We start from the raw sequence: 24,821 nt of genomic DNA, 5'->3' as shown, positions 1-24,821 counted from the left end.
GCGAGGAACGGAGCCAACGATGCGGATCTCGGTAGAAGGAAAGTCTGGCGGCGTGCGCGTCCGTATGCGTTTCGAGCAGCACCGTCGCCGCTGGCTCGCCGTACGAATCATGTTGGGAATATTGACCTTCCAGGGCGCGGTGATCGGCCTGTGGGCGGTGCTCGCGCCGCACTCCTGGTACACCAGCTTCCCCGGATTCGGTATGCACTGGATCGCCGTCGACGGCCCCTACAACCACCATCTGGCCGGCGACGTCGGCGCCTTCTTCCTGGCCCTCGCCGCGGTGAGCGGCTTCGCGCTGTGGCGCGGGGGCAGCGCGCTGTCGCAGGCCGCAGGGCTGGGTTGGCTGGTCTTCGCCACCCCGCATCTGATCTACCACGCGTTTCACCGGCCGGACGCGATGAGCGGCGTGAGCTTCACGCTGAGCCTGCTCGCCGCCGCGGCCCTGCTGGCGCTCGGCACGGCCTGCCTGCTGGTGCCGCCGCGCGGTCCGCAGGCGACGGATCCCAAGCCGATCGACTTCCATTTCCCGCGCCGCCGCCCGACGCGCTGAGCGCGGGTCGTGCCGAACGACCGTTCCGACCCGGCCGAAGCGCGGGAAGTGCCTGGCCGGAGGCGATGCGCGTCGCACGGGAAGCCCGGGGAGACCGTCGGCGCGAGCCGCTGGTAGGTCACCTCGGGCGTGCTGGCGTGCGCCTCCGGCTCGAGCCAGGTCGCTGCGGCGCCCTCAGTCCTTGAGTGCCTCGAGCAGCGCCGCCCGCTGCCGAGCACCCAGTCCGCCGATGCGGCGATCCTCGGGGATCTCGGCCTGATCCATCAGCTTCGCGGCCTTCACCGGACCGACGCCGGGCAGGGCCTTGATCACCGCCGCGACCTTGGTCTTCTTCACCAGATCGTCGGACTCCGCCTTCTTCAGCAGGTCGGCGACCGACACCTTGCCGGCCTTCACCTTGCCGATCAATTCGGAGCGCGCCTTGCGCACCGCAGCCGCTTTGGCCAACGCCTCGGTGCGTTGCTCGGCGGTCATCGTGGGCAGTGCCATGTCTCCTCCGCTTTCACTCGTCACTCGAACATCTGGTTGACCGCACCGAGTAAACAGCACCGCACCGGCGGCACACCGACGACACACCGGTCAGAGTTTGCGATGAGTTTTCTGGCGCGCCGCCGTCAGAACCGGTGAAGGGCAGGCGCGAAGCGCGCGAACCGGACGAAAGGAAGCCCGCCATGGAACTGTCGCTCACCCAGTTCGTCACCATCGACGGCGTCTGCCAGGCCCCGGGCGGACCGCAGGAGGACACCGAGGACGGCTTCACACACGGAGGCTGGACCGCGCCCTACTTCGATGAGGCGGGGGGCGAGTTCATGAACCAGGTGTTCGCTCGCGCCGACGCCTTCCTGCTCGGCAGGCGCACCTACGAGATCTTCGCGGGCTACTGGCCGCAGCACGACGACCCCGCGGACCCGATCGCCTCGAACCTCAATGCCCTGCCGAAATATGTTGGCACCCATACTCTCTCGCACGCCGACTGGGCGGGCACCGAACTGCTGCGCGGCGATCTGGCCGAACGAGTCGCCGACCTGAAGTCCCGCCCGGGCCGCGAGATCCAGATCCATGGCAGCGGCAACCTCGCCCAGACCTTGCTCGCCGCCGGCCTGATCGACACCCTGCACCTACTGACCTTCCCGGTCCTCCTCGGCACCGGCAAACGCCTCTTCTCCACCGGAGCCACCGCGACCGCCTTCCACCTGACCGACTCCCGCACCACCCCCACCGGCGTCCACATCACGACCTACCGCGCCGCGGGCATCCCCGAATACGGCACCGTCGGCGAGTAGCCATCCGTCCATCGCCGCGATCTTTGTGATCTACGTAACACATCGAGCGGCGGCAGCGAAAGTCAGTACGTCAGCATTCGTTCGGGATCAAGGTTCAACGGCGAACCAGGGGGATCAACGGAGCTCCCCATCTCGGGCGCGATTCGTCGACGACGAATCGTCACCGCGTCCCGGCGAGGCAGGCACAACCGCACAACGATCCGCGTCCCGATGAACGGCCTTCGGGCTACACGGCGCGGGCCCGGGCTGCTAGCCTCCGAATTGGAACACGTTTCAATTCGTCAGGGGTTGACATGACAGAACAGATTCGCGACGTCGTCGAGCAGTACGTCAAGCTGGTCGGCACCGGGCCCACGGAAGCCATCGTGGAGCTCTACGCACCGAATGCGACCGTCGAGGACCCCGCGGGCACGCCGCTGCGGCAGGGCCACGACGCCATCCGCGAGTTCTACTCCGTGTTCGACAACCTGGACCGCTCGACCGCGCTGCACGCCGATACCGTGCGGGTCGCGGGCAACCACGCCGCCTTCATGTTCGACGTGATCACCAAGGTCGGCGATCAGCGCTTCACGCTGACGCCGATCGACACGATGGAGTTCGACGAGCAGGGCAAGATCGTCAAGATGCGCGCCTACTGGAGCCAGGACGACATGCGCGCCGAACCGATCTGATCCGAGCCACCCACGACGCGGACGCCGCCCCGGAATCGCATCCGGGGCGGCGTCGAGTCGTCTGGAAGTTATGCCGCGTCGAGCAGCGCGCCCGTCAGGGCGGTCGCCGTCTCGAAGGTCACGACATCGGCGGCCACTCGGAGCAGCCGGTCCACGCACGGCGGGCCGGTCACCAGAAGCAACCGCCCTCCGGTCTGTTCGAGCACGGAACGCGCCTCGAACAGCACGCGCAGCCCTGGAATGCCGAAGAACGTCACCATGGACAAATCGACGACCACGCGCGGGGCGGCGGTGTCCAGAGAGCCGATCAGATGCCGCCGAAACTCCTCGACGGTGAATTGGTCCACCTCGCCCGCCACGGCGCACAGCGTGATCTCGTCACCCGGGGCGGTGATCGAAACCCGTACCCGCGCAGCGGGATCGGGCTGGTGCGTTCGGGCGTCGGTGGATTGGGTGGCGAATACGGTCGACATGCGGACCCCGGTCCCGTCGCGCCCGGCACCGAACATGCGCCGGGCGAATTTTCGTCCCGGCTGCCCGAGGCCCCGGAACTGAGCTGGCTACTCAACCCTGACCTCCGAGTACCCGGACAGACAGGTCAGTACACCACCGATTACGAATCAATCTCGACAATTCGGACATGTCCGAAACAAATCCGGGCCCGCGGGACAATTTCCCGCGGGCCCGGATTTCGAGTTCCGAAATTACGCCGACTTCTCCCGGCGCTCGGCGCGCTGCTGCTTGCGCGGCACGATGGTCGGCAGCACGTTGTCGTTGACGGTGTCGGCGTTGACGACCACCTTGGCGACATCGTCGCGGCTCGGGATGTCGTACATCACCGGCAGCAGGACTTCCTCCATGATGGCGCGCAGACCGCGAGCGCCGGTGCCACGCAGGATGGCCTGGTCGGCGATGGCCTCCAGCGCGTCCTGGGTGAACTCCAGCTCGACGCCGTCCATCTCGAACAGCCGGATGTACTGCTTGACCAGCGCGTTCTTCGGCTCGGAGAGGATCTTGACCAGCGAGTCCTTGTCCAGGTTCGTCACCGACGCGACGACCGGCAGACGGCCGATGAACTCCGGGATCAGACCGAACTTGATCAGATCCTCGGGCATCACCTCCGCGAAGTGGTCGGTGGTGTCGATCTCGGCCTTGGAGCGCACCTCGGCGCCGAAGCCGATGCCGCGGTGGCCGGTACGGTCGGAGATGATCTTCTCCAGCCCCGCGAACGCGCCCGCCACGATGAACAGCACGTTGGTGGTGTCGATCTGGATGAACTCCTGGTGCGGGTGCTTGCGTCCGCCCTGCGGCGGCACACTCGCCTGGGTGCCCTCCAGGATCTTCAGCAGCGCCTGCTGCACGCCCTCGCCGGAGACGTCGCGAGTGATCGAGGGGTTCTCGCTCTTGCGGGCGATCTTGTCCACCTCGTCGATGTAGATGATGCCGGTCTCGGCCCGCTTGACGTCGTAGTCGGCGGCCTGGATCAGCTTCAACAGGATGTTCTCGACGTCCTCGCCGACGTAACCCGCCTCGGTGAGCGCCGTGGCGTCCGCGATCGCGAACGGCACGTTCAGCATCTTCGCCAGGGTCTGCGCCAAGTAGGTCTTGCCGCAGCCGGTGGGGCCGAGCATCAGGATGTTCGACTTGGTCAGCTCGACGGTCTCGCCGCGGCTGTCGCGACCCTTGTCGCCCGCCTGGATGCGCTTGTAGTGGTTGTAGACGGCCACGGCGAGAGTGCGCTTGGCGGTGTCCTGCCCGATGACGTAGTTCTCCAGGAACTCACGGATTTCGGCAGGCTTGGGCAGCTCGTCGAGTTTGACCTCGCTGGACTCGGCGAGCTCCTCCTCGATGATCTCGTTGCATAGATCGATGCACTCGTCACAGATGTACACGCCAGGTCCCGCAATGAGCTTCTTGACCTGCTTCTGGCTCTTTCCGCAGAACGAGCACTTCAGCAGATCGCCGCCGTCTCCGATGCGCGCCATCTCGTGGGTCCCTACTTCCTTGTCCGCGTGCAACCGTCTGTCCAGGTTGCCAGCAATCCGCCGAACTCGTGTGTAATCGCGAACACTTCGAGCATTTCGGGCGGGTCGAGCTATGCCGTCAACCGAGAGCAAAGGTCCCTAGGTCGACCGTACCCGGTGTGCGCGACGGAGGTCGACAACTCGAGCATGTTTCTCGCCGGGGTTGTGCGTGTTCTCACGACATCGAAACACGTTCGGCACATGTTCCGCCGGTGAGCGGCCGGTCCCGACGCCCGGCCAACCGCCGTGATGTCTCGCGCCGTCCGCCACCCTCGCGAACGGTCGATGACACCGTAGCGGAAGCGGCCGGACAGTCCGCCTTCGACACACTGCCCGGCCGTATTCCCCTGAGACACAGCAACTTGCGAGCGATCCCGCGAATGGGAAAAGCCCGCGAACGCCTTACTTCTGCGCGCTCAGCTTGCGGTAATCGAACACCGTGTCGATGATCCCGTATTCCTTGGCCTCCTCGGCCGTCAGGATCTTGTCGCGGTCGGTGTCCTTGCGGATGGTGTCCGCGTCCTTGCCGGTGTGCCGCGCGAGGGTGGTCTCCATCAGGCGGCGCATGCGCTCGATCTCGGCGGCCTGGATCTCCAGGTCCGAGACCTGACCCTGGATGCCGCCCTCCAGCGAAGGCTGGTGGATCAGCACGCGGGCGTTGGGCAGGCAGGCGCGCTTGCCGGGGGTGCCCGCGGCGAGCAGCACGGCCGCGGCGGAGGCCGCCTGGCCGAGGCAGACCGTCGCGACGTCGGCACGCACGTACTGCATGGTGTCGTAGATGGCCATCAGCGAGGTGAACGAGCCACCCGGCGAGTTGATGTACATCGTGATGTCGCGGTCGGGATCCAGCGATTCCAGCACCAGCAGCTGCGCCATGATGTCGTTCGCCGAGGCGTCGTCGACCTGCACGCCGAGGAAGATGATGCGCTCCTCGAACAGCTTGTTGTACGGGTTGGACTCCTTGACACCGAAGCTCGAGTGCTCGATGAAAGAAGGCAGGATGTAGCGCGACTGCGGCGAGGCAGGCGCGATGCCGGAGAGGCCGGCGCGTGGGTCGATCAGAGCCATTTCGTCTCCAAAGTCTATGTGTTCAACGACGGTTGACTGACGGCGCGGGCCGGAACCAGGTCCGGCCGCCGCTCACTTGGCCGCGCCGTTGGCCTGCTTGGCGTGGCTGATCACGTGGTCGATGAACCCGTACTCGAGGGCATCCTTCGCCGTGAACCAGCGGTCGCGGTCGGCGTCGGCGGTGACCTGCTCCACCGACTTGCCGGTGTGCAGCGCCTGGAGCTCGTTGAGCTCGCGCTTGGTGTGGGCGAACTGCTCGGCCATGATCGCGATGTCGGCCGCGGAACCGCCGATGCCCGCCGAGGGCTGGTGCATCATGATCCGCGCGTGCGGCAGCGCGTAGCGCTTGCCCTTGGTGCCCGCGGTCAGCAGGAACTGGCCCATCGATGCCGCCAGACCCAGGCCATAGGTGGCGATGTCGCACTCGGACAGCTGCATGGTGTCGTAGATGGCCATGCCAGCGGTCACCGAGCCGCCGGGCGAGTTGATGTAGAGCGCGATGTCCTTGGTCGGATCCTCCGCCGTAAGCAGCAGGATCTGCGCGCACAGCTTGTTCGCGATGTCGTCGTCGACCTGGCTGCCGAGGAAGATGATGCGCTCCCGCAGCAGGCGCTCGTACACCGAATCACTGAGGTTGAGACCAGCAGTCGCGGATGTCATGACCCCTGCCTGGTTGATTGTCACGGATACCTGCCTTCTCTTCTCACCGGCTTGTCACTGCAAGCTGAACAGCGCTGAGTGCCACACAGCCATCACTGGTTCGTTGCCACAAACATTAACGAAGCAGGGCGGCACCGAACTCCCGGTACCGCCCTTTCTTCGCTCACAGCGCAATTACGTTCGTGCTCGGTCGCGCTGTGTACGAGGGCGCGTTGTGACTCTTGTTCACTCGCTACGCTCGCTCACAGCGCAATCACAACATCACACGGTCGTGTCTCGCGCTGGTGTTTCACAGATCTACTCGGCGCTCTCGGCCTCGGTCTCGTCGGCGGAATCCGCGGGCGCGCCGAACATTTCGGCGGTGTCCACGGCGTTGCCCTCGGAGTCGGTGACCTTCACCTTGCCGACGACACCGGCCAGCGCCTTGCCGCGGCGCACGTCGGCGAACACCGCGCCGAGCTGACCGGCCTGCTGCACCTGCTGGATGAACTGCTCCGGGGACAGGCCGTAGCGCTGCGACTGGAACAGGATCCGCTCGGTGAGCTCCTCCTGGCCGACCTGGGTGTTCTCCGCCTCGGCGATGGCGTCCAGCAGCAGCTGGGTCTTCACCGACTTCTCGGCGGCCTCCTTGGTGTCCTTGTCGAACTCCTCGCGGCTGGAGCCCTGCGCCTCGAGCGCCTCGGCCAGCTTGGCCTCGTCGTGGTCGAAGCCGTGCACGGCGTCGTGCACCACTGCGTCGATCTCGGCCTGCACGACCTTCTCCGGCAGCGGAATCTCGGTCGTCTCCAGCAGGGTCTCCAGGACCTTGTCGCGGATCTCGCCCGCCTGCTGCACCTTCTTGACCCGCTCGACCCGGCTCTTCAGGTCTTCCTTGAGCTCGTCGAGGGTGTCGAACTCCGAAGCGAGCTGGGCGAACTCGTCGTCGGCCTCCGGCAGCTCGCGCTCCTTCACCGACTGCACGGTCACCGTGATGACGGCTTCCTTGCCCGCGTGCTCGCCCGCGACCAGCGTCGAGGTGAACTCCTTGGACTCACCGGCCGACAGACCGACGATCGCCTCGTCGAGGCCCTCGATGAGCTGGCCCGAGCCGACCTCGTGGGACAGGCCGGTGGTGGCGGCGTCGGCCACCTCCTCACCGTCCACGCTGGCGGCGAGATCGATGGAGACGAAGTCGCCGTCCTGGACCGGACGCTCCACGCCGGTCAGGGTGCCGAAGCGCTGGCGCAGCGAGGTGAGCTGCTCCTCGATGTCCTCGTCGCCGATGCTGAACGCGTCGACGGTGACCTCGATCTCCTCGTAGCTGGGCAGCGCGATCTCGGGGCGCACGTCGACCTCGGCGGTGAACGCGAGCTCCTGGCCGTCCTCGATCTTGGTGATCTCGATGTCGGGCTGGCCGATGACCTTCACCTCGGCGGTGGTGACGGCCTCGCTGTAGCGGCCGGGCAGCACGTCGTTGACGACCTGCTCGAGGACGGCGCCGCGGCCGAGGCGGGCTTCGAGGAGCTTGGCGGGCGCCTTGCCCGGGCGGAAGCCGGGGATGCGGACCTGCTTGGCGAGGGCCTTGTAGGCGCGGTCGAAGTCCGGCTTCAGTTCCTCGAAGGGCACCTCGACATTGATCCGGACCCGGGTCGGGCTCAGCTGCTCGACGGTGCTCTTCACGGACATGCTCCTTGGTTCGTTGTTCGTTCGGGTTGGCGCGACTCCAGCGGGGGTGCGCGTACGCATCCCGACCAGGTTAGTTGACCGGCCGTCGGCGCCTGCAATCGGTCACGGCGCGGCGCACCCCGCGGCGCCGCGACCGGCTGCGTTCAGTTGCCGACGGCGACCGCGTCGGTGACGAAGACCAGCGTCTCGTTGGGCTTGATGCCGCCGCTGCCCGCGCCGTAGCCCAGGTTCGGCGGGATGATCAGCAGCCTGCGCGCGCCCTGCTGGACACCGACGAGGCCCTGGTCCCAGCCGGGGATGACCTCACCGGCGCCGAGGTTCAGCTGGAAGGGCTTGCCGCGATCGAACGAGCTGTCCAGCTTCTTCTTGTCCGACCAGGTCACCAGCACGTAGTTCATGGTGAGCGGCTGGTCGGCCACCGCGCCGGGGCCGCTACCCGCGACCAGATCCTTGACGATCAGCTGGGTGGGCGGGTCGCAGTCACCGGGGATGGTCACGGTCGGCGTCTCGCCGAAGCCGCCCGTCACCCCGATGTCCTCGGCCGTGCATTCCCTGCCGTGCTTGGCCTGCGCGGCGGCGGGGCTGGTGGTGGTGGCCGTCGCGGTGGCGGCGGTGTCCTTGTCGTCGGAGCCGCAGGCGGCCAGCGTGAACGCGGCCGCGGCGATGGCCCCGACACCGATGATCCTGCCGAGTGTGTGCATGCGGCGGACCCTAGACCAACCAGCGCCCGCGCGCCTAGCGACGACCCGGCACCCGCGCGCCCAGCGACGCCCCAGCGTCCGCGGGCGCACGACGACACAGCGCCCGCGCGCGCAGCGACGACACAGTGCCCGTGCGTCCAGTGGCGGTTTCCGGCAATCTCGGGGTGTCGCCGCCCGTAAACGGGTAATGCGGCCGGTGAAGCGGATTTCCCAGCGACCGTGAGGAGAGTCGGCGGATGACGCAGATGGCCAGTGCCGGGGGCGACACCTCGGCGGACAATGTCGGCGCGCGAAGCGGCGTTTCCATCGCGCCCAGGCCCTATCGGCTGAGCGAGGCGTCCGGGCCGCTGGATCGCGCGGAGCTGACCGCGATCGACGCCTGGTGGCGCGCGGCGAACTATCTGTCCGTCGGCCAGATCTATCTGATGCAGAACCCGCTGCTGCGCGAACCGTTGCGTCCCGAGCACATCAAGCCTCGGCTGCTCGGGCACTTCGGCACGGTTCCCGGGCTCAATCTGGTGTGGGCGCACGCCAACCGGGCGATCCGTCGCCGCGAGCTCGACGCGGTGTTCGTCGCCGGTCCCGGTCACGGCGGTCCCGGCCCGAACGCGTGCGCCTGGCTGGAGGGTACGTATTCCGAGCTGTACAGCCACATTCCGCGCGACGGCGCGGGGATGGGCGCGCTGTTCGCCCAGTTCTCCTTCCCCGGCGGGGTGCCGAGTCACTGCGCGCCCGAGACACCCGGCTCCTTCCACGAGGGTGGCGAGCTGGGCTATTCCCTGCTGCACGCCTACGGCGCCGCGCTCGACAATCCCGACCTGATCGTCTTCTGTGTGATCGGCGACGGCGAGGCCGAAACCGGACCGCTGGCAGGCAGCTGGCACGCCAACAAGTTCCTCAACCCCGGACGCGACGGCGCGGTGCTGCCGATCCTGGCGCTCAACCAGTACAAGATCGCCAACCCGACCATCCTCGCGCGGATTCCGGAGCACGAACTCATCGAGTTGCTGCGCGGATACGGCTACGAACCGATCGTCGTGGCGGGCGACGATCCGGCGACGGTGCACCAGGCGATGGCGGGTGCTGTCGACGGCTGCCTCGATCGGATCGACCGGATTCAGCGCGCCGCCAGGTCCGGCGCCGACGGCGCGCCCGCGAACTGGCCGATGATCGTGTTGCGCACCCCGAAGGGCTGGACCTGTCCTCCGTTGGTGGACGGCGACCCGGTCGAGGGCACTTTCCGCGCCCATCAGGTGCCGCTGCCCGCCGCGCGGAACAACGATTCGCATCGCGAGGTGCTCGAGCAATGGCTGCGCTCGTATCGCCCGGAGGAACTGTTCGACGAGGCGGGACAGCCGGTGCCGGAACTGCTCGACCAGGTGCCCGCGGGTGATCGGCGGATGAGCGCGAACCCGGTGGCCAACGGCGGCATGCTCGTTCGCGATCTGCTTCTGCCGGACTGGCGCGATTTCGGCGTCGAGGTGGACGCGCCCGGCGGCACGAAACACGAGGCCACCCGGGTGCTCGGCGGCTGGCTGCGTGAGGTGACCCGGCGCAACCCGGACAACTTCCTCACCTTCGCGCCCGACGAGCTGGCCAGCAACCGGCTCCAGGACATCCTGGAGGTCACCGGACGCGACTGGCAGGCCGAGATCGGTGAATACGACGTCGCGCTGGACCGCACCGGCCGGGTGATCGAGGTACTTTCCGAGCACATGTGCCAGGGCCTGCTCGAGGGCTATCTGCTGACCGGCAGGCACGGGGTGTTCACCTGCTACGAGGCGTTCATCCACATCGTCGACGCGATGTTCAACCAGCACGCCAAATGGCTGGACGCCAGCGCGGCGGTGTCATGGCGGCGGCCCATCGCCAGCCTGAACTATCTGCTGTCCTCGCACGTCTGGCGGCAGGACCACAACGGGTTCACCCATCAGGATCCCGGCTTCCTGGACGTGGTGCTGAACAAGAAGCCCGAGATCGTGCGGGTGTATCTGCCGCCGGACGCCAACACCCTGCTCTCGGTGTACGACCACTGCCTGCGCTCGCGGCACTACGTCAACGTGGTGGTGGCGGGCAAGCAGCCGCAGGAGGATTGGCTCTCGGTCACCGAAGCGGCGGTGCACTGCGCACGAGGCCTTGGCATTTGGGAGTGGGCTGGCAACAACGACGCTGTCGGCAGCACACCGGATGTCGTGCTGGCGTGCGCGGGCGACGTGCCGACGCTGGAGACTTTGGCCGCCGCGGCGATACTCCGTGATCGGTTGCCGGACTTGCGAGTTCGCGTGGTCAACGTGGTGGATCTGATGCGGCTGCTGCCTGCGGAAGAGCACCCGCACGGCCTACCCGACAGCGAGTTCGACACGCTGTTCACCAGGAATCGCCCGGTGATCTTCGCCTTCCACGGCTACCCGTGGCTGGTTCACCGGCTGACCTACCGGCGCACCAACCACGATGAGATACACGTCCGCGGCTACAAGGAAGAGGGCACCACCACAACGCCTTTCGACATGGTGATGCTCAACGACCTGGACCGGTACCACCTCGTCATGGACGTCATCGACCGGGTGCCCGACCTGCGCGAGAAGGCCGCCGGGCTGCGCCAGGAGATGGTCGACGCCCGCTGGCAGGCGCGCGCGTGGACCAGGGAGTACGGCGCCGACATCCCGTGCGTCGCGGAGTGGAGCTGGCCCGAAGTCAGCCTCTCAGGCTAGCCGCGCGGCGGGAGCGACAGCCGGTTGTTCACATATCGGCGCCCGAATGGTTTGTGCCATATGGAAGTTCATCGTCGCTGTGGAAAACTTCCTTGCGGCCATGGGGTGGGTCGGCGACGATCGCAGCATGCTGCTGACGATCACCTGCACGCGACCGGAGGGCGCGGACTGGCCCGCGACCGACCTCGGGTTCCTGCTGCACAAAAACCCCGAGCGGGTGCAGGCGTTCGAGCAGTCCTACGGCACGGCGCACGTGGTGTATCCGGAGGCGGATCCGGCGCGCTGTACGGCGGCGTTGGTTCTCGAGGTGGACCCGATCCGCCTGGTGCGCGGACGTTCGCGTAGCACACCGGATTTCAGCCTCGGTCAGTACGTCAACGACCGGCCGTACGCGGCGTCGTCACTGCTGTCCGTGGCGATCGGCGCGGTGTTCCGCACGGCGCTGCACGGGCAGTGCAAAGCGCGTCCGGAACTCGCGGTCGCCGAGCTGCCGTTACGGATCGAATTGCCCGCGGTGCCGTGCAAGGGCGGTGCCGAGGCCGCGGAGCGGGTGTTCGCGCCGCTCGGCTGGCGTGTCTCGACCACGCCGCTCCCGCTCGATCCGGCTTTTCCGGAGTGGGGCGATTCGCACTACCTGCGGTTGGCGCTCACCGGTGAGATGCGACTGGCCGACGCCCTCTCACACCTGTACGTTCTGCTGCCCGTCCTCGACGGAGCCAAGCACTACTGGATGGCCGCCGACGAGGTCGACAAGCTGATCCGTGCGGGCGACGGGTGGTTGGCCGAGCACCCGGAACGCGGGTGGATCGCCCGTCGCTACCTGGCCCGGCGTCAGTCGCTCGTTCGCACCGCACTGGCGCGTCTGGCGGAGATCGACGAGGCCGATCCGGACGATCTCGGCGCGGTGGAGGACTATGTCGACGGCGCGAATGCCTTGGGCGACAACGCCTCCGGGGCATTTGACACTGCTGTGCACGTCGGTAGCGCCGCGTCTTCGCATGCGGACAGTTCGATCTCGGGCCAGACCGCGGACTCCACGGGTTCACGGGGGCTCGGCTCGACGACACAGATCGCCCTGCTCGATGCGGCCGAGGCTCCTCGCTCGTCGCCGGACGACGCCGCATCCGACGGAATGCGGGCCGACACGCGCGCGGTGGCGCCGCATACGGGTGAACCTGCACTGACTGATGCCGCTGCGGGCGCGTCTGCCGTCGACTCGGCGGGCGAGCGACGCACCGACGAAACCCGTACGCCGTCACTGGCGGTGCAGCGGCGGGCGGCGGTGCTCGCCGCGCTGGGTGAGATCGGGGCGCAGCGGGTGCTCGATCTCGGGTGCGGCGAGGGCGCGCTGCTGCGAGAGCTGTTGGCGGACCCGATGTTCACCGAGATCGTCGGCGTCGACGTGTCGACACGGGCGCTGCACATCGCCAAGCGCAAGCTGCGGCTGGACCGCATGCCGGAGCGTGTCGCACGCAGGCTCACGTTGCTCCAGGGAGCGCTCACCTACACCGACGCTCGCCTGCGCGGCTACGACGCGGCGGTGCTGATGGAAGTGATCGAGCACGTCGACCCGCCGCGCCTCGGCGCGCTCGAGCACGCCGTATTCGCCACGGCCACACCCGGTTCCGTCGTGGTGACGACACCGAACTCGGAGTACAACGCGACCTACGAGACCTTGCCCGCGGGCGAGTTCCGCCACGACGACCACCGGTTCGAGTGGACCCGCGCCGAATTCGCCGCCTGGGCGACCGGCGTCGCGCAGCGCAACGGGTACCGCGTTCAGCTGCGCCCCGTGGGCGCCGAGCACCCCGAGCTCGGTGCGCCCACACAGCTGGCGCTGTTCACCAGGGCCGACGGACCCCGGCCCACCGGTGAAGACACGAAAGGAGCCGTACGATGACCGAACTGTCCATCCCTGAACTCTCGCTCGTCGTGCTCATCGGCAGCACCGGCTCGGGCAAGTCGACCTTCGCGCGCAAGCACTTTCCGGCCACGGCCGTGGTCTCCTCCGATGCCTGCCGCGGCATCGTCAGCGACGACGAGAACGACCAGTCGGCCACACCGGACGCCTTCGCGCTGCTGCACCACATCGCGGGCATCCGGCTGCGCCGCGGCTTGCGCACGGTGATCGACGCGACGAATGTGCAGCCGCGGGCGCGTCAGGAACTGGTCGCGGTGGCGCGCGCCAACGACGTGCTACCGGTCGCCATCGTGCTCGACGTGCCGGATGCGGTGTGCCTGCAACGCAATGCGCTGCGTCCCGACCGTTCGCATCTCGCCGCGCACGTGGTGCATCGCCAGCAGCGGGAGCTGCGCCGCGGCCTGCGCGGACTGGAGCGCGAGGGTTTCCGCAAGGTGTACGTGTTGCGCGGGACAGAGGAGATCGAGGGCGCGACCCTCGTCGACGAGAAGGCGTGGAACGACAAGCGCGAACTCACCGGACCGTTCGACGTGATCGGCGACGTGCACGGCTGCCGCGCCGAACTGGAGACGCTGCTCGGCGAGCTCGGGTACGCGCTGGAGCGTGACGAGGCCGGGCGTGCGGTCGGCGCGCGTCATCCGCGCGGGCGCACCGCGGTGTTCGTCGGCGACCTGGTCGACCGCGGCCCGGATACCCCGGGCGTGCTGCGGCTGGTGATGGGTATGGTCGCCGCGGGAACGGCGCTGTGTGTCACCGGAAATCACGAACACAAGCTTGTTCGCGCGCTGGACGGCAAGAAGGTCAGGATCGGGCACGGCCTTGCCGAATCGCTGAGCCAGCTCGAGGCGGAGGACGAGGATTTTCGCAAGGCGACGCTCGACTTCTGCCGCGGACTGATCAGTCATTACGTGCTCGACGGTGGCAACCTCGTCGTAGCGCACGCCGGGCTGAAGGAGGAGTACCACGGCCGCGCGTCCGGCCGGGTCCGCGCGTTCGCCATGTACGGCGAATCGACTGGCGAGACGGACGAATACGGTCTGCCGGTGCGCTACCCGTGGGCCTCGGACTACCGCGGCCGGGCCACCGTGCTGTACGGCCACACCCCGGTGACCGAGCTGCGGTGGGTGAACAACACGCTCTGCCTGGACACCGGCGTGGTGTTCGGCGGTCGCCTCACGGCGCTGCGCTACCCCGAGCGCGAGCCGGTATCCGTTCCTGCCGAACAGGTTTGGTACGAGCCGGTACGCCCGCTCGCGCCTGCCGTAGCCACCACGACCGACACCACCGCGGCCGTGGTGCACCGCGATCCGGGCGTGCTGGATCTAGACGACGTGCTGGGACGCCGTGTGGTGCACACCCGCCACCACGGCCGCGTCGGCGTGCAGGAGGAGAACGCCGGGGCTGCCCTGGAGGTGATGAGCCGCTTCGCGATCGATCCGCGCTGGCTGGTGTACCTGCCTCCGACGATGGCGCCGTGTGCGACCTCGTCGCTCGACGGCTACCTCGAGCACCCGGCCGAGGCATTCGCCTACTACCGGGGCGAAGGGGTGGACCGGGTCGTGTGCGAGGAGAAGCACATGGGCTCGCGAGCCGTCGTCCTGGTGACCCGCTCGGCGGCGGTCGCGCGGGACCGTTTCGGCGTCGAGGACGACGGCACGGGCGCGATCTACACGCGCACCGGGCGCCCGTTCTTCGACGACCCCGCCCAGACCGAGACATTGCTCGCGCGAGTCCGCGCGGCGGCCGAGACCGCGGGTCTGTTCGAGGAACTACGCAGCGAGTGGCTGCTGCTGGACACGGAGCTGCTGCCGTGGTCGGCGAAGGCCGTCGGCCTGCTGCGCAACCAGTACGCGGCCGTCGGCGCCGCGGCGAAGGCCGCGCTGGACGACACCGCGGCGGTGCTGGCGGCGGTCGCCACGCGCGGCCAGGACGTCACCCAGCTGGCCGAGCGCACCGCGGCGCGGCGCGCGGACGCCGCGGCCTTCACCACCGCCTACGGCCGCTACTGCTGGACGACCGACGGTCTTGCCGGGCTGCGTCTCGCGCCGTTCCAACTGCTCGCCACCGAGGGCGTCAACCACGCCACCCGCGACCACGCCTGGCACCTGGCGGTGATCGATCGCCTGGTCGCCGCCGATCCGGAACTGTTCACGCCGACGCGCCGGATAGTGGTGGATCTCGCCGATGCCGACAGCGAAGCGGCCGCGACGGCGTGGTGGACCGAACTCACCATCGCGGGCGGCGAAGGCATGGTCGTGAAGCCGCTCGGTTCCCTCGTCCGAAGCCGGTCGGTCGACCGTCCCGGTACCGACGATGAGCGTGGTCCCGAGGGAAGCGGTTCGGCACCGGACACTTCGGACACGGCCAGCACTCCGAACCGAGACGAGTCGGCCCGCCTGGTTCAGCCGGGCGTGAAATGCCGTGGACCCGAGTACCTTCGGATCATCTACGGCCCGGAGTACCTGCGCGAGCCCAACCTTCACCGCCTGCGCACCCGCGGTCTCGGGCGCAAGCGGTCGATGGCGCTGCGCGAGTACGCGCTCGGATTGGAGGCGCTGGACCGGTTCGTCGCGGGCGAGCCGCTGTGGCGGGTGCACGAGGCGGTGTTCGCGGTGCTGGCCCTCGAATCGGAGCCCGTCGACCCGCGCCTGTGAACGGCGGTGCCCGGCGCCGTGAACGGCTCCACCCGGTGACCTCGTAGAAGACCTCCGGCGGCTTGGTCGGCTCGACCGTGCGCACGACCGAGCCGACCCGGTCCCGCGGGCGCAGCGTTGGGCAGCATCGCCTCGTCGAGGCCGTCGGACGGCGTGCGCAGCGGAAGGAAGCGCAACTGCTGGATGCCGCCACGTCGGTCCGCCAGGCCGCAGGCGCGCCAATCGACCCCGCGATCACCTGCTGGACGCTGGCGAGAGTTCACCGACGACGCGCGGGCCGAACCCAGGACAACGGGTACGGATCCCCTGATCTTGCGGTCGGCGCCGCGCCGGTCGGTGCCATGCTGGCCGGTGCCGCGCAGGTCGGCGCCATCCTGGCCGGTGCCGTGCCGGTCGGCGCCGCGCTCTTCGATGCCGCGCCCCGGTGTCCCGCCGGTCGATGCCGCGCTAGCCGGTACGCCGCCGGTCGGCGCCGCGCTGGCCGGTACCGAGCCGGTCGCCGGCGCGCTCATCGATACCGCGCTGGCCGGTGCCCCGCCGGTCGATGCCATGCTCATCGGCACCATGCTGGCCGGGCGCCGTCCTCGTCGGTGCCGCGCTAATCCGCCCCGCGCTGGCCGGTACAGAGCCGGTCGATGCTGCGCGGTCGATGCCCCGCTGGTCGAGGCCGCGCCCGGTCGACGCCATACCGGTCGACGCCACGCTGGTCGACGCCACGCTGTCCGGAGGCCGTTCTCCTCGGTGTCGCGCTAATCGGGTGTCGCGCAAATCCGCGCCGCGCTGGTCGACGCCGCGCTGGCAAATGCCGCGCTCATCGGTACCGCGCTGGCCGGTGCCCCGCCTGTCGACGCCACGCTCCTCGGCACCACGCTTGTCGGCACCACGCTGGCCGGGTGCCGTCCTCGTCGGTGCCGCGCAAATCCGCGCCGCGCTAATCCGCGCCGCGATGGTCATGTCGCGCCAATCGGGTGCCGCGCTAATCCGCGCGGCGCTGGCCGGTGCAGCGCGCCTCGGCACCACGCTCGTCGATGCCGCGCCGGTCGGTGGCGTGCCGGTCGGTGGCGTGCCGGTCGATGCCGCGCCGGTCGATGCCGCGCCGGTCGATGCCGCGCCGGTCGGTGGCGTGCCGGTCGGTGGCGTCTTTGTATTGAGAAGGCTCGGGGCGGCAGGGAGCCCGGTCGAGGCCGGAGGAGTTCACCGTGAACTCGGGGCGTTACCGGCGTGCCGACCTTCGTTCTCGACCGCTGTACGCGATCGGGGGCGGACGGCGTCCAGAGGACTTTCAGAGCGGCTCGATGGCCCTTCGCGTCCCGGCTTCGACGCCGATAGTCGCTTGGCAGCTGGGCGGCATCCGACGATCGGCGCAGGTCGTGGGGGTTCTCGCGCCGCCGCGTGCCCGGAGTGAGAAGTGCTGAGGCATCGAAAGGTTGACGCTGGGTACTCCCCACCCAGTGGGAACGACCGTTGCGGACGGATCGTGACGGCCGTTACAGTCTGCTAGCAGGGCGCTTGCAAGAGTAAGCAGCCCGCCTGCGCGGTTCGGCCGCGCGCAGCCGACAGACAAAGGAGTCTGACCATGACTGCACCCCTCGACAACGGGCAGGCTCGAGAGTCCGACACCCGGACGATGCTGATCGACGACCGCTTCACCGGGCTGGCCTCGAAGTTCTTCGGCATGTTCCGTCGCAAGAGCCAGGGCGGCGGCGCGCTCGCGGTCTATCTGAACGGCAAACCGGTGCTCGATGTGTGGGCGGGCTGGGCGGACCGCGACCGGCCGTGGCGCGCGGACTCCATGGCGCTGTCGTACTCGACCGGCAAGGGTGTGGCGGCCACCGTCGCCCATCGGCTCATCGATCGCGGACTGCTCGACGTCGACGCCCCGGTCGCCGACTACTGGTCGGATTTCGCCGCCAACGGCAAGGCGGACATCACCCTGCGCGATGTACTGAACCACCGCGCGGGTCTCCAGCGCATCCGCGGCTTGCTGCCCGACCCGCACGACTTCCTGGACCACGACGCGGTCTCCGCCGCGATGGCCGCGTCCGCGCCGGATCCGTTGCGGCTACGCGCATCCGGTTACCACGCCATCACCTTCGGCACCCTGGTGGCCGAGATCGCCCAGCGCGCGACCGGTCGCGACTTCACCGATCTGGTCCGCTCCGAACTCGCCGAACCGCTAGGCGAGCGCGACTTCTTCTACGGCGTTCCGCAACACGAGCGGCACCGGCTGGCGACGCTGTCACCGCGGATCGGCGTCGCCAGGGTTCCGATCGACCGGCTGATCGCGCCCTTCGCACCGCTGCAACTGGTGTATGCCGCCCGCGGCGCGGTCTACGACGGCTGGGCCGACATGTCGATCGGCACCCGGCCCTACGACGCGATGATGCCCGGCTGGAACGGGGTGTTCACCGCCCGCGCGCTGGCCAAGATGTACGGCGCGATCGCCAACGACGGCATGGTGAGCGGCCGCCGACTGCTGCGCGCCGAGACGACCCGGCGCATCGCGGAGATGCCGCCCAACGGCCGCTTCGACTACGTGCTCGGCGCGGCGCCGCACTTCGCGCTCGGCTACCACCGCGCCATCGTCGGTCCGCGCATCACCCGAAGGGCGTTGGGGCACTTCGGGATCGGCGGATCGGGCGGCATCGCGTTCCCCGAACTCGGCCTCTCCGTCGCCTTCGTCACCAATCGTCTCGGCAACCACGCCATGTCGGTCGGCGACGCCAGGCTGCCGATGCTCGCCGCCCGCGCCGAGCGCATCGCCCGCGCCGCCCGCGGCCAAGCGCCGATCCCGGTCGAGCCGGAAGCAGCGGCCAGCTGAAAATCAGCGCCCCTTCAGTTTTCGCCATCCGCCCGCGCGGTTGTCGGCGATGATCTGGCGGAACATGGCCGAAAGGGCGCGGGCATTGACGGTCTCGCCCTCGCGAATGGCCACGGTGCGCGCGGTCTTGTTGTCGTGCCCGCCGGTGATGATGCCCTCGGGGTCGGGGACGATGCCTCCGTCGTAGAGGAACACGTTGACGTGCGTCTTCGCGGCGAGCAGCGCGCAGATATTGCCGTCGAGCACGAAGTACGGCTGGACGGTGCGCTTGATGGTCTCCTCGACCTCGGGGTCGGCGGCGTGCACCAGGTCGCGAACCTCGCGGCAGATCGCCTGCTGCCACGCGGGCAGGGCGTCGATGTAGGCGTCGACGCGTGGGTCGGCCACATACGGCATGTGCCGATCGTGGCACAGATACCGGTCCGAGGACAGTGTTCGGATCGGAGCACAAGCCCTCACCGACGACGCTGTGCGATCCACGAACCGTGCACGATTCACCGGAAAGGCGCGCTCGAGCGCTGATAGGCTGCCTTGCTCACGACCGTCGTGCCGAGGGAGAGCGAGGGGGCCGATTCCAGTGCAACCGGAACAGGCACGGGCCGCCGGAGTGTTCGATGCCGCGCTGACCGGTGAGCTGCGCATGTCGGAACAGACGGCGCTGCGACTGGCGTCTGCCTGCGACGCGCTCATCGACGGATTGCGCCAGCTGCGCGGCACCGATCTCGGCGAGGTGAGCGGTTTTCCCGATCTGCCCTCAGGAGTCGCGCTGACCCGCGGATTCGCGGCCAAAGGGCAGGAATTCGCGGACACGCTGACCGCGCTACAAGAAGCGGCCCTGCGCTACAAGGCCGGATATCTGGCGGCCGGGCAGTTGGTGTCCGAGGCCGACGCCGCCCAGCGCGCGGCGCTGGAACTGGCCGCCGACCGCCTGGACGAGGGCGCGTGACCAGCGCGCCCGACGCCGTCGACGCGGCGACCGACCCGCCGTACGTCACCGATCGGGAATCCTTCGACGCCTACACCCACCGTGAGATCTGGGAACTCGTGCACGAGGCGTTGCGTCCCGCCGAGCTGGGCCGCATCGCCGAGGGCTGGCAGGCCGGAGCCGAGGCGCTCGACGAGTTGTTCGCGGCGTTCGCGGCCGCGGTGCGCCGCGAGTTCGCGGAATGGCACGGCGAAGCGGCGACGGCCGCGCGCGAATCGACCGAGCGTTTCCTCCGCGCGGGCGCGACCGTGCGCGACGTCTGCGCCGAACTGCACCGGTTGATGGAATCGAACTCGACTGCGGCCCAAGCGATCCGCGATGCCATTCCGCCGCCGCCCGAACCCTACGTGCCGAATCTGGACCCGGTGCTCGAGGCGATCGAGGGCGGTCCGCGCAAGATGGCACACGACATCGCCGCCGCCGAGGCGCTCGCCGACGCGCAGGACACGCTGACCTTCGGCTACAACTCCACCCTCGTCGCCTCCGGCGACGCGGTGCCCGTCTTCGGCACACCCGAACCGAGCGGCGAGGGCGCGCGGTGAAGTGGGTCTTCACGCCGGACGAGTTCACCTACGTGTGGTCGGTCGAAACCGGCCTCGATCGCCGCCCCTACCCGATCAACATGGCCCACCGCGGCACTGTCCGCAGTGAAAACGACTGGGACAAGCTGAAACTCGCCAAACGCTTCCCCCGCAACGCGGATCCCGACCTGACCGGCGCGCTCACCCTCTGCGCCCGCGGTGACGTCACCACCATCACGGTCTCCGGCGACCGCTACGTCCAGGACGGGCGCGCCGACGAGCCCATCCTCGCCTTCGGCGCCACCCACCTCGTGTGGGGAACGGTGATCGTCGCGGGGCCCTGCGACGTCAGCGTGATCGCCTGCCACGCAAAGAAAGTCGCCCATCACCTGGTGGCCGCCATGGGCTCGGCTCCCCCCGGCCGCCTCGCGCCGATGCGTGAACCACGCGAGGCCGTCCTGCACGAAGATCCCCACCTCTGGCAGCAGCAATCCGAGGCCGCGCTGCGCGCCGCCGCGCTCCGCGAGACCCTGCACCGGCCGATCGACGCGCGCGGCTTCATCACCGTCACCGTCGCACCGGAAGACCCGATGTCACCGCCGACCCGCCACCGCACGTGGCTGGACTTCACCGACGACGGACGCTACCTACTGACGACCACCACCGATCTGACCCTGGCACCGGTCACCGACCCCGCACTCGCCACCCATCTCACCCGCTTGGCCGCCATCCGCTGACGGTGGATGCGCTGACAAGTCCGCCTCCCAGCAAACCCCGTCCCAGCCTTCTAATTTCCGGTCGCGCGGAGCCTCAGCTCGGGACGTCGAAGCCGAGTCCGGTCGGTCGACTGCGCGCGTCAGCAGCGGCCGTGGACGCAAAAATCCGTTGTTCCACGGTGGCGGGGTCCGTAACGTCGCGTCGGTTTGTCCACCATCGACCGGAAGGAGTCGACACTGTCATGAAACCTGTCACCGAACGCGATATCAGGTCGTCGTTCGTCAACTGTTCCAAGGGAGACGCCAAGCGGCTGACCGTGCCACGCGACCTCGCGGAGCGGCCATGGGACGATCTGGATTTCCTCGGCTGGGGAGATCCGTCGCTGCCGGGCCGCTGCTACCTCGTGGTGCCACAGGACGAACGGCTGGTCGGGGTCGCGTTGCGCTACGAGACCGGCGGGACCGGCAAGCCGCAGCTGTGCGCGCTCTGTCTGACCACGCACACCGGCGGTGACGTGGTCCTGATGACCGCGCACAAGGCGGGCGATTCCGGTCGCCGCGGCAACTCGATCGGCACCTACATGTGCACCGATCTGGCCTGCTCGCTGTACGCGCGCGGCAAGAAGCGCCCCGCCCTCGGCAGCCGCTATCGCGAGGACCTCACGCTCGAGGAAAAGATCGACCGGGTCCGCGACAACATGAACGCCTTCCTCACCAGGCTCTACAGCTGACCCACCCATAGCCCGTTCGAAAGGAGGTAGATGCCATGTGCCGACACTCGACACCCCGCATCCCGACAGCACCCGAGTCCCCTCTCCCCCAACGGGACTCGGGATGCCCGGGATTCCTCTCCGGTCGAGACGCGCCGACCCACCCGGCCCGCCCCGTCCGGAGAGGAATCCCCTACGCCCAGCACTTGTTGCACACGCCCTTGCCACGACGACGCGCCTCGACCGAGGTCACCTGTTCGACCGGCGCGATCCGTCTGCCGAGTCGACGCGAGTTCTCGACACCCTGCCGATATCCGGGACAATCGACGCCACGATGGAAGACCCGCCCGCTCTCCGTCACGATCCCCGGGGTCGCGTCGGGCGGCCAGGGCTTCTGAAACTGGGTGGGGCCGTGCCCCATCGCATCCACCACGGCGATCAGGGTACCGATCCCGATCGGGCCGGGAGGTCGAAAACTGGTCGGGGTGACAGGATTTGAACCTGCGACCCTCCGCTCCCAAAGCGGATGCGCTACCAAGCTGCGCTACACCCCGAGGCCTCGCGGTGGCGGGGGCCGCCGACGAGTATGAATCTTGCGTTGAGCGGGTGACGGGAATCGAACCCGCACCATCAGCTTGGAAGGCTGAGGTTCTACCATTGAACTACACCCGCAGGCATACGACATCGATGGGATCGCCACGATGTCGTGTGCACCACGCACTGTACCGAATCCGGTTCGGGAAACGCCAATCGCCCCCGTACACGCGCTGCGCCATCGGCCGTCGCCCCTGATCACCGCGCGTGGGTGGCCGAACAAGTCGCACACAGCTTTCGCACGCGACACACAGGCACCGCCTCTGCGTGACGTATGGACCGTATGTGCGATCCCAGCTCTCGAGTTGCAGCGTCCCGCGCCGAGCCTCGATCCGCTCCATGTGGAGCCCACCGTGCCGCCGGATTCGGGCCGGAACCGGTGTCCCCGGGCCCGCCGACGCGTTGGCCTACGCCCCTTCGAGCAGGACCCCCGTTTCAGCACACTCCCGGCGCGTCGACCCGCGACTCTCCAGCGAACGAAAACTCATGTGTAACATCCGCGCCGCTGGAACGATCACACATCCGATCGCCATTCGCGAGGCATCGAAAACTCGTTGTAAAACGCCGTTTTTCAGTGCCGAGTGGCTTGCTAGGATCCTTTTTGCCGGACGGGGGTATCTGGAAAGGGGGCGGTGAGCGTGCGCCGAGCGAGGTGGACACAACCGCGTAGCAGTAGTGATCGGGGTGAGGCCGGCACCTGTGTGCGCACAGGGCACCCGGGTACCGACGTTGCCCACGGTCGGTGAATGCGATGGCGACCGACATCGAACCGCCAGTCGCCGCGATGTGTCGCGCCTGGGCACGGGCCGTGTGCTCCGAACCCGGCTCGCACACGACGCCGCATCAGCTGGAACCTGTTCTGATCGAGCTGGTCGAACGGCTGCTGTATCTGGCCAGGCACGAGCCCTTCCCGGTGCCGGAGGCGCGGATGCTGGGCGCTCGCCTCGCCGAGCCGCCGTTCGAGCGGACCAGGATGCTCGCGCAGGCCAGTCGCTGGCTGCTCGGCTTCCCCTCCGGCAGGCCGGGCTCGTTGGTGGCGACCCGCTGGCCGTTCGTGGCCAGCCAGGCCATCGACAGCTACGCCCAGGCCCTGCAGGAGCGAGCGCTGGCCCAGCAGGAGCAAAGTCTTTCGGCCAAGGTGTCGCTGCGGGTGCAGGAGATCGCCGCCCTCCAGCATCGGCTCCGCCACGAGGCCACCCACGACGCGCTGACCGACCTGGCCAACCGGACCTTGCTCCAGGACCAGGTGCGCCGCATGGCCACCGACCCGAACAGCTGCGTGGGGCTGCTGCTCATCGACCTGGACCGGTTCAAGCAGATCAACGACGGATACGGGCACGCGGTCGGCGACGAGGTGCTCGTCGAACTGGCCAACCGGCTGCGTGAGGTCTGCCCGCCCGACACGGTGATCTGCCGGTACGGCGGTGACGAGTTCGTGCTGGCGGTGAACCGGGACGGCAAGACCCTCACCGAGATCGCCAACCGCATCGTGGGAGCGCTGCGCGACCCGGTGTGGTCGTCGGCGGGTCCGGTGCCGGTCTCGGCGAGTGTGGGCACCGCCTACAACCCGCCGGGCGCCCCGTGCGACTTCACCGATCTGCTGCGGCGCGCCGATCGGGCGATGTACTCGGCCAAGACGGCGGGCGGGCGACGGTTCGCGTTCTCCGATTCCGACGAACCGGAGATAGACGCGGCCGTCGCCGGCTGAACCCCCGCAAACCGCGTCCGCGGGCGGGGGTGACGCTGCCGAAGGAGTTCAGCTCGGCTGGCAGGTGGGACACCAGAAGAGGTTGCGACCTTCCAGCACCGCGTGAGCAACCGGCTCGGCACACACCCGGCAATCCGAGCCGAGGCGGCGGTAGACGTAGGTGCGCGGACGGTCGGGGGCGTAGGACGGTTCGCCGTGATCGTGCTCGGGACGGACGACGTGCATACGTCCGGTCGCCACGCCCACGGGCATCAGCTCGACCAGATCCGACCAAAGGGCGCTCCACTCTTCGGCACTCAGGTCGACGCCGGGACGGTAGGGCGAAATACCGTGCCGGAAGAGCACTTCGGCGCGGTAGACGTTGCCGACACCGGCGATCACGCTCTGGTCCATCAGCAGCGCGCCGATCGGCCTGCGGGAACGGCGGATTCGCGCGAAGGCGCGGTCCGGATCGGCGTCGGGACGCAGCGGGTCGGCGCCGAGGCGGTCGGTCAGCGCCTCGACCTCCGGCGGCAGCAGCACCTCGCAGGCCGCGGGACCGCGCAGATCCGTGCCGAAGTCGTCGCCGACCATCCGCATCCTGACCTGCCCGACGGGCACGCCCATTGGTGGTTCCGAGTCGTAGAACTTGCCGTAGAGCCCGAGATGCACGTGCACCGCGAGGCCCGATTCGTAGTGATGCAGCAGGTGTTTGCCGTGCGCCTCCGAGCGCACGAGTCGCTGTCCGTCCACCAGCGCGGCGCCGTCGGCGAACCGGCCCTGCGGACTCGACACCCGCACCACACCGCCGGCGAAGGCTTGCTGATGCTGGTTCGCCAGGCGGTGCAGCGTGTGCCCTTCAGGCATTCGTCGACG

Annotated in this window: 24 protein-coding genes and 2 tRNA genes; 12 read left to right on the top strand and 14 right to left on the bottom strand. The window is 68.6% G+C overall.

The window, feature by feature from the left end:
- The first annotated feature begins 19 nt into the window (after positions 1-19).
- Entirely contained in the window at positions 20-553 is a 534-nt protein-coding gene (locus AB0H49_RS15340; RefSeq protein WP_357251631.1) for a hypothetical protein, read from the top strand.
- Between the two features lie 174 nt (positions 554-727).
- Here AB0H49_RS15340 and mihF read toward each other — a convergent pair whose 3' ends face one another.
- Positions 728-1,042 (bottom strand): integration host factor, actinobacterial type, encoded by a 315-nt coding sequence (mihF, locus tag AB0H49_RS15335; RefSeq protein WP_067787445.1) that lies wholly within the window; start codon positions 1,040-1,042, stop codon positions 728-730.
- Positions 1,043-1,224: 182 nt separating this feature from the next.
- Between mihF and AB0H49_RS15330 the strand changes: the two genes are divergently transcribed.
- On the top strand, positions 1,225-1,836 hold the full coding sequence (locus AB0H49_RS15330; RefSeq protein WP_357251627.1) for a dihydrofolate reductase family protein: 612 nt from the start codon (positions 1,225-1,227) through the stop codon (positions 1,834-1,836).
- Positions 1,837-2,129: 293 nt separating this feature from the next.
- Positions 2,130-2,507 (top strand): nuclear transport factor 2 family protein, encoded by a 378-nt coding sequence (locus AB0H49_RS15325; RefSeq protein ID WP_355000858.1) that lies wholly within the window; start codon positions 2,130-2,132, stop codon positions 2,505-2,507.
- Between the two features lie 68 nt (positions 2,508-2,575).
- On the opposite strand, the gene AB0H49_RS15320 is transcribed toward AB0H49_RS15325, so the two are convergent.
- The 6 genes from AB0H49_RS15320 to AB0H49_RS15295 all read right to left on the bottom strand — a co-directional run bounded on the left by AB0H49_RS15320 (position 2,576) and on the right by AB0H49_RS15295 (position 8,625).
- Positions 2,576-2,980: an STAS domain-containing protein gene (locus tag AB0H49_RS15320; protein WP_355000859.1), complete on the bottom strand. Its 405-nt coding sequence runs from the start codon at positions 2,978-2,980 to the stop codon at positions 2,576-2,578.
- A gap of 231 nt (positions 2,981-3,211) precedes the next feature.
- On the bottom strand, positions 3,212-4,492 hold the full coding sequence (gene clpX, locus AB0H49_RS15315; RefSeq protein WP_141812266.1) for an ATP-dependent Clp protease ATP-binding subunit ClpX: 1,281 nt from the start codon (positions 4,490-4,492) through the stop codon (positions 3,212-3,214).
- Between the two features lie 441 nt (positions 4,493-4,933).
- The gene (locus AB0H49_RS15310; RefSeq protein ID WP_067787453.1) at positions 4,934-5,599 is read right to left on the bottom strand and encodes an ATP-dependent Clp protease proteolytic subunit; all 666 of its coding nucleotides are present in this window, start codon (positions 5,597-5,599) and stop codon (positions 4,934-4,936) included.
- 72 nt (positions 5,600-5,671) lie between these two features.
- A complete protein-coding gene (locus tag AB0H49_RS15305; protein WP_355000860.1) occupies positions 5,672-6,259 on the bottom strand; it encodes an ATP-dependent Clp protease proteolytic subunit in 588 nt (195 codons plus the stop codon).
- A 297-nt stretch (positions 6,260-6,556) separates the two neighbouring features.
- Positions 6,557-7,918, bottom strand: coding sequence for a trigger factor (gene tig / locus AB0H49_RS15300; RefSeq protein WP_355000861.1), 1,362 nt, complete (start codon positions 7,916-7,918; stop codon positions 6,557-6,559).
- 149 nt (positions 7,919-8,067) lie between these two features.
- The gene (locus AB0H49_RS15295) at positions 8,068-8,625 is read right to left on the bottom strand and encodes an FKBP-type peptidyl-prolyl cis-trans isomerase (protein ID WP_355000862.1); all 558 of its coding nucleotides are present in this window, start codon (positions 8,623-8,625) and stop codon (positions 8,068-8,070) included.
- A 236-nt stretch (positions 8,626-8,861) separates the two neighbouring features.
- Here AB0H49_RS15295 and AB0H49_RS15290 point away from each other — a divergent pair, with 236 nt between their 5' ends.
- The 3 genes from AB0H49_RS15290 to AB0H49_RS15280 all read left to right on the top strand — a co-directional run bounded on the left by AB0H49_RS15290 (position 8,862) and on the right by AB0H49_RS15280 (position 15,911).
- Positions 8,862-11,336: a phosphoketolase family protein gene (locus tag AB0H49_RS15290; protein WP_357251620.1), complete on the top strand. Its 2,475-nt coding sequence runs from the start codon at positions 8,862-8,864 to the stop codon at positions 11,334-11,336.
- A gap of 79 nt (positions 11,337-11,415) precedes the next feature.
- Positions 11,416-13,236, top strand: coding sequence for a 3' terminal RNA ribose 2'-O-methyltransferase Hen1 (locus AB0H49_RS15285; RefSeq protein ID WP_357251617.1), 1,821 nt, complete (start codon positions 11,416-11,418; stop codon positions 13,234-13,236).
- Positions 13,233-15,911: a polynucleotide kinase-phosphatase gene (locus AB0H49_RS15280; protein ID WP_357251614.1), complete on the top strand. Its 2,679-nt coding sequence runs from the start codon at positions 13,233-13,235 to the stop codon at positions 15,909-15,911. The genes AB0H49_RS15285 and AB0H49_RS15280 overlap by 4 nt, the downstream gene beginning before the upstream one ends.
- 447 nt (positions 15,912-16,358) lie before the next feature.
- On the opposite strand, the gene AB0H49_RS15275 is transcribed toward AB0H49_RS15280, so the two are convergent.
- Both AB0H49_RS15275 and AB0H49_RS15270 read right to left on the bottom strand, forming a co-directional pair.
- Entirely contained in the window at positions 16,359-16,865 is a 507-nt protein-coding gene (locus AB0H49_RS15275) for a hypothetical protein (protein WP_357251611.1), read from the bottom strand.
- Positions 16,866-16,887: 22 nt separating this feature from the next.
- Positions 16,888-17,109 carry a hypothetical protein gene (locus tag AB0H49_RS15270; RefSeq protein ID WP_357251608.1) on the bottom strand — a complete coding sequence of 74 codons (222 nt, stop codon included), beginning with the start codon at positions 17,107-17,109 and terminating at the stop codon, positions 16,888-16,890.
- Positions 17,110-17,487: 378 nt separating this feature from the next.
- On the opposite strand from AB0H49_RS15270, the gene AB0H49_RS15265 reads away from it, so the two are divergent.
- On the top strand, positions 17,488-18,732 hold the full coding sequence (locus tag AB0H49_RS15265; protein WP_357251605.1) for a serine hydrolase domain-containing protein: 1,245 nt from the start codon (positions 17,488-17,490) through the stop codon (positions 18,730-18,732).
- 3 nt (positions 18,733-18,735) lie between these two features.
- On the opposite strand, the gene AB0H49_RS15260 is transcribed toward AB0H49_RS15265, so the two are convergent.
- Positions 18,736-19,128 carry a DUF1801 domain-containing protein gene (locus AB0H49_RS15260; RefSeq protein ID WP_357251602.1) on the bottom strand — a complete coding sequence of 131 codons (393 nt, stop codon included), beginning with the start codon at positions 19,126-19,128 and terminating at the stop codon, positions 18,736-18,738.
- 181 nt (positions 19,129-19,309) lie between these two features.
- On the opposite strand from AB0H49_RS15260, the gene AB0H49_RS15255 reads away from it, so the two are divergent.
- The 4 genes from AB0H49_RS15255 (at position 19,310) to AB0H49_RS15240 (ending at position 21,685) form a co-directional block, all read left to right on the top strand.
- Positions 19,310-19,678 carry a hypothetical protein gene (locus AB0H49_RS15255; protein WP_355000870.1) on the top strand — a complete coding sequence of 123 codons (369 nt, stop codon included), beginning with the start codon at positions 19,310-19,312 and terminating at the stop codon, positions 19,676-19,678.
- Positions 19,675-20,259 carry a hypothetical protein gene (locus AB0H49_RS15250; RefSeq protein ID WP_357251599.1) on the top strand — a complete coding sequence of 195 codons (585 nt, stop codon included), beginning with the start codon at positions 19,675-19,677 and terminating at the stop codon, positions 20,257-20,259. Before AB0H49_RS15255 ends, AB0H49_RS15250 begins: the two co-directional genes overlap by 4 nt.
- The gene (locus tag AB0H49_RS15245; protein WP_357251596.1) at positions 20,256-20,975 is read left to right on the top strand and encodes an ESX secretion-associated protein EspG; all 720 of its coding nucleotides are present in this window, start codon (positions 20,256-20,258) and stop codon (positions 20,973-20,975) included. The genes AB0H49_RS15250 and AB0H49_RS15245 overlap by 4 nt, the downstream gene beginning before the upstream one ends.
- 221 nt (positions 20,976-21,196) lie before the next feature.
- A complete protein-coding gene (locus AB0H49_RS15240) occupies positions 21,197-21,685 on the top strand; it encodes an FBP domain-containing protein (protein ID WP_357251593.1) in 489 nt (162 codons plus the stop codon).
- A gap of 172 nt (positions 21,686-21,857) precedes the next feature.
- Here the strand turns inward: AB0H49_RS15240 and AB0H49_RS15235 are convergent, their stop codons facing one another.
- The 3 genes from AB0H49_RS15235 to AB0H49_RS15225 all read right to left on the bottom strand — a co-directional run bounded on the left by AB0H49_RS15235 (position 21,858) and on the right by AB0H49_RS15225 (position 22,336).
- Positions 21,858-22,097, bottom strand: a complete 240-nt coding sequence (locus AB0H49_RS15235) for a hypothetical protein (RefSeq protein ID WP_357251590.1) — start codon at positions 22,095-22,097, stop codon at positions 21,858-21,860.
- A 44-nt stretch (positions 22,098-22,141) separates the two neighbouring features.
- Positions 22,142-22,218: transfer RNA gene (locus tag AB0H49_RS15230), tRNA-Pro, on the bottom strand.
- 47 nt (positions 22,219-22,265) lie between these two features.
- A tRNA-Gly gene (locus AB0H49_RS15225) sits at positions 22,266-22,336 on the bottom strand.
- 673 nt (positions 22,337-23,009) lie between these two features.
- Between AB0H49_RS15225 and AB0H49_RS15220 the strand changes: the two genes are divergently transcribed.
- On the top strand, positions 23,010-23,966 hold the full coding sequence (locus AB0H49_RS15220) for a GGDEF domain-containing protein (RefSeq protein WP_141812251.1): 957 nt from the start codon (positions 23,010-23,012) through the stop codon (positions 23,964-23,966).
- Positions 23,967-24,014: 48 nt separating this feature from the next.
- On the opposite strand, the gene AB0H49_RS15215 is transcribed toward AB0H49_RS15220, so the two are convergent.
- On the bottom strand, positions 24,015-24,812 hold the full coding sequence (locus AB0H49_RS15215; protein WP_357251586.1) for a DNA-formamidopyrimidine glycosylase family protein: 798 nt from the start codon (positions 24,810-24,812) through the stop codon (positions 24,015-24,017).
- Positions 24,813-24,821 lie beyond the last annotated feature (9 nt).

The organism is Nocardia sp. NPDC050713 (assembly GCF_040654315.1).
GTDB lineage: Bacteria > Actinomycetota > Actinomycetes > Mycobacteriales > Mycobacteriaceae > Nocardia.
The sequence above is the reverse complement of the archived record's forward strand: the minus strand, read 5'-3'. Positions and strand labels throughout refer to the sequence as shown.